The sequence below is a fragment of the Caballeronia terrestris genome (assembly GCF_001544515.1).
GTDB lineage: Bacteria > Pseudomonadota > Gammaproteobacteria > Burkholderiales > Burkholderiaceae > Caballeronia > Caballeronia terrestris.
This window is the reverse complement of record NZ_FCOL02000175.1, coordinates 1-4,316: the sequence shown is the minus strand read 5'-3', so window position 1 is coordinate 4,316 and position 4,316 is coordinate 1. Positions and strand designations below refer to the sequence as shown.

Here is a 4,316-nt window from a genome sequence, read left to right as displayed (position 1 = left end):
CGCTTGCGCCGCCCGCGTAGGCGGGCATGCCGTCGTCATGTCGACTGGGATGAATCCAGCTTGCGAGTTCGCGCCTGAAGCGCGGATCGCGAAACTGGATGTGATCGGCCTCGGCAATCAGTTCGGCGAGCCGCTCCCGCGCAAGAGTCGATTCAATGCACACCGCATCAACGCCTTCGGCCGCTGCGGCCTGAACGAGTTGTGCCTGCACGTCGAGAGGCACTGCTTCGTCAAGGAACGATTCGCGCGTTGTCACACGCCGCGTAATCGCTTCGAACAGCGCGACGATGCTCGCGTCGCGCGGACCGTCGGGCAGTACGCGCACGTGCGCGAGTGCATCCGGGTCGGCCTCCACGGGAAATAGCCTGATTGAGTAGCCGAGGCCGAACTGCTGAAGCGCTACTTGCAGATTGAAAAGCACCGCCCCGCAACTGATGATCAGCTCACGATCGAATGGATCGACGATGGGGAGTGCGCGCGTGCGGTCGGCGCAAAGCATGACGCTGTCGCCGTCGACGATGAAGTGCCACGGCTGCGAATTGTGACGCGACGGTGCGGGCACCGCATACTGTAGGGCAAACCGCAATTTCGCCTCAACGCCAGCGAGCGGCGGTAGTCGGCTTGGGTTGATTTCCCAGGCGGTACTGCTGATGGTCGGATGCATTTTGCTTCTACCTCTGCATGAGCGACTTGACGTCTCATCGTGGCCGAGGACTTCCTTCGCCGATTGACAGAGATCAAGTTGGGGCGGTCGGGGCGAAGGGGCGGCCGTTGCGCACGCACCGCCCTTCCCATGTGTTCTCGAACGGGACTACACTCTCTCCAGCCCGGCCTGATCGAGAATGCGGATATCCTTGCTCCGCGCATCGACAACGCCCGCTTTTTGCAGCTTCGAGAACATCCGGCTGACCGTTTCGAGCTTCAACCCGAGATAGCTGCCAATTTCCTCACGCGTCATGCGCAGCACGAATTCGGCAGAGGAGTAGCCGCGTGCTTTCAGTCGTGTGGAGAGGTTGAGCAGGAACGCGGCGACGCGTTGCTCGGCGGTCATCGTCCCGAGCAACATCATCAGGGCGGATTCCCGCACGATCTCCTGCTCATCAGACGGTGAACGTGATGCTGAATCGCCTTGACCTCGCGGCACAGCAACTCGAGCAGGTCGAACGGAATGATGCAGACGATGCTGTCTTCGAGCGCAATGGCATCGCAACCGTGATGGTCCGACGATACGCCGTCGAGGCCGAGCGCGTCGCCCGCAAGGTGAAAACCGGTCACCTGTTCAAGACCATCTCGGTGCATGACCACGGTCTTGAAGCAGCCGGTGCGTACCGCATAGACGTTCTGGAACGCATCGCCAGCGCGGTAAAGCGCTTCGCCGCGCCGGATGATACGAGTCGAGCAAATGATCGAGTCGAGACGCTCGTACTCGGTAGCCGAAAGTCCCGCTGGCATGCAGATTCGCTGCATCGAACACGTCGAGCACCTTGCGCAATTGCGTCTCGAACCCGGTTCGGCGATCTGAAACGTGCGGCGCGGCGCGGGTGCGGGTGGGGCGGGCGTCGCGACAGTCCTGCTTTCGCTCACGGCATACATGCTCATCTCCTGTCAGTCGAATTGCGTTCGGGATAGTGAGGCGTGCCGCGCGAGGCTTTCGATGACGGCGCGCGTCTGTTCATATTCCGTTGTCTTGTCAAAGAAGTAGTCGGCGCCCGCCGACAGACAGGCGGTTCTGAACGCCGCGTTCGAGTGGTTGGTGAGCACGATCATGACGACCGGAAGGTGCTTGCATTTCACAGCGCCGATCATGTTCAGACCGCTGCCGGCCGTCAAATGCGGGTCGAGAATGAGCACATTGGCGTGCGTCGCTACGAGGCTTTCGAGCGCCGTTTCAGGGTCGTCCGCCATGCCAACCACCTCGACGCTCCCGACCTGCACGAGCATCGATGCGAGACGCTGACGCACGATTCCGGAATCATCCACCAGGAATATTTTGAGCTTGTGTGCGCAACAGATCGGGTTCATGCAACCCATTATTGGACGCGCTGTCTCAAAATAAAATCGGCGAGGGTTGAACTTCAGGTAGGTCTTTCGGAAGGCCGTGTAGGGAACTCCTGACAGCGGGAGGAGATCAGGCTTCGTCGTTATCGTCGAATAATTTGTGGCGTACGGCGTACGGCGTACGGCGTACGGCGTACGGCGTACGGCGTAGCGCACGAGCGCTGCCTCGTGCGGCATCTGCATCTTTTCGAGAATGCGTGCCTTGTAGGTACTGATGGTTTTTGAGCTTACGCACAGGGCCTCGCCGATTTCAGTGACGGTCTCACCGGCGCAAATGCGGCGCAGCACCTCGAATTCGCGGTCCGACAGTCGCTGATGAGGCAGTGCTTCGATGGGCTCATTGAGGCTTTGCGCGAAGCGTTCGGCCATCGCGAGGCTCACGTAGACGCCGCCTGCCGCCACCTTGGACACGCCGGCGACCAGTTCCGCGCTTGCACTTTCCTTCGTCGGTTAGCCCGACGCGCCGGCCTTGAAGACTCGCGCTGCATATTGCTGCTCCGCGTGCATGGTGAGCACGAGAATGCGCAAGGCGGGCTTTTCCTCCTTGATCTGCTTGATCAGTTCGACGCCGCTGCGCCCTGGCATCGAAAGATCCAGGACGAGCACCTGAGCCTCGGTCGAACGCGCGAGTGCGATCGTGCTTACTCCGTCGCTCGCTTCGCCCGCGACTTCGAATCCGACCGCGTTGGTCAATATATGGCGCAAGCCGTCCCGCACGAGCGCATGGTCGTCCGCAATCAGCACTTTCGTCGTCATGAGTGCGACTCCTCTTGTTGCACGGCTTCCAGGGGAAACGAGACCGACACGGCAAAGCCACCTCTGCCCGGTGTGTCGAACGAAACCGAGCCGCCGAGCACGTATGCGCGCTCACGGATGCCGAGCAAGCCAAACGACTTCCCGAGCGGCATCAGTGGGGAAGTGGTGCCACGCCCGTCGTCGGCGATGCGCAGCATGCAATGCTCAACGTCGGTGCGAAGCGTCAGCATGACCCGTGTCGCCTCCGCATGAAGTGCGACGTTAGTCAAGGCTTCCTGCACGATCCGAAATACGGCGGTGGCGGCCCGGCCACTGAATTCAATGTTGGACGTCTCGATGTGACGTTCCACTTCGACGCCATAGCGATTCGTGAAGTCGTTGGCAAGCCAGTCGATCGCGGGGAGCAATCCGAGATCGTCGAGCATCACCGGGCGCTGATCGGCGGCAATGCGCCGCAGCGACGGAACCGTCGTGTCGACGAGCCGGCGCATGCCGCGCAACTGATCGATGGTCTGTGGTCCGATGGCGGCCTGCGCATCGAGTGAGGCTTCAATGGCCGACAGATCCATCTTCAGCGCTGTCAGTTGCTGGCCAATATCGTCGTGGAGCTCGCGGGCGACGCGCGTCTTTTCCTCTTCGCGCACGTTCTGCAGGTTCGCAGACAGTTCGCGCAATTCCTCGCGCGACTGCCTGAGCGCCGCATCGGCGTTCACTCGCTCGGTCACATCGTGCAGCATGACTGTGTAGAGCTTGCCGCCGCTATCGTCGATCTGGGAATCGCCGCTTCGATGGGAAACTCCTCGCCGTCTGCGCGAAGGCCGAAGAGCACACGCTGTTTGCCCATTTGCCGGTCGGAGCCCCCGGTCACGCCGAACTGCCGGACATGGCGGTCGTGATCTGCGCGAAACCGCTCGGGAATGAAGCGCGACAGAGGTTCACCGATGGCGTCCGCCGCCGGGCACCGGAAGAGCCGCTCAGCCATTGGATTGAAGATCACAATCCGTTGCGTTTCATCGATCGTGACGATCGCCTCCATCGACGAGCGAATGATCCCGCTCAGCCGCGCGGCATCGAGTGTCGATTGCGCGTCGGACGTGCGCATGATCCGGAAGGTCTCGGCTCGCCCGCGGATGATCATGAAGACCAGCCACGCCAGAAGTAGGGCGTTGGCAGCGACGCTCCAATATAGCAGGACGCGAATGCCGCCGTCGTCGTCGTTGGGGATCCCCGACTTCGCCGAGCCCGTGAGCGAGAGCGGCTGTTCACCCGTCGCGGCAGTCCAGATCTTTCGGACGCGCGGCTGGGGATAGGGCAGATCGCTGCTGGATGGTTCTGAGGAAAAGAATCGCATGCCGCGCGAACCCGTTGGAGTGGAAGCGTGCAGATTGACTGGGACTTCGGGCCGGATAACCCATTCAAGGAAGCGCTCGGCGCCGAGCGCGGCAATCACGAAGTTGGCCGCGCTGGCCGGGGATCGGAGCAACGAATTTCCTGTGCTTGCC

The 4,316-nt window shown here is 61.5% G+C and carries 2 protein-coding genes and 3 pseudogenes; all 5 read right to left on the bottom strand.

Annotation, left to right across the window (positions count from 1 at the left end; all coding sequences use genetic code 11):
* On the bottom strand, positions 1-664 hold a 664-nt coding region (locus AWB67_RS34660; RefSeq protein WP_445344248.1), incomplete at its 3' end, for an Acg family FMN-binding oxidoreductase.
* 147 nt (positions 665-811) lie between these two features.
* Positions 812-1,593: pseudogene (gene fnr, locus AWB67_RS34655) on the bottom strand (fumarate/nitrate reduction transcriptional regulator Fnr).
* A gap of 12 nt (positions 1,594-1,605) precedes the next feature.
* Positions 1,606-2,214 carry a response regulator gene (locus AWB67_RS42525; protein ID WP_374729880.1) on the bottom strand — a complete coding sequence of 203 codons (609 nt, stop codon included), beginning with the start codon at positions 2,212-2,214 and terminating at the stop codon, positions 1,606-1,608.
* Positions 2,197-2,814 (bottom strand): annotated as a pseudogene (locus AWB67_RS34650) (response regulator); the annotation flags it as partial. The gene AWB67_RS42525 and the pseudogene AWB67_RS34650, both read right to left, overlap by 18 nt.
* A pseudogene (locus tag AWB67_RS43805) lies at positions 2,811-4,081 on the bottom strand (PAS domain-containing sensor histidine kinase); the annotation flags it as partial. The pseudogenes AWB67_RS43805 and AWB67_RS34650, both read right to left, overlap by 4 nt.
* Positions 4,082-4,316: the final 235 nt, after the last annotated feature.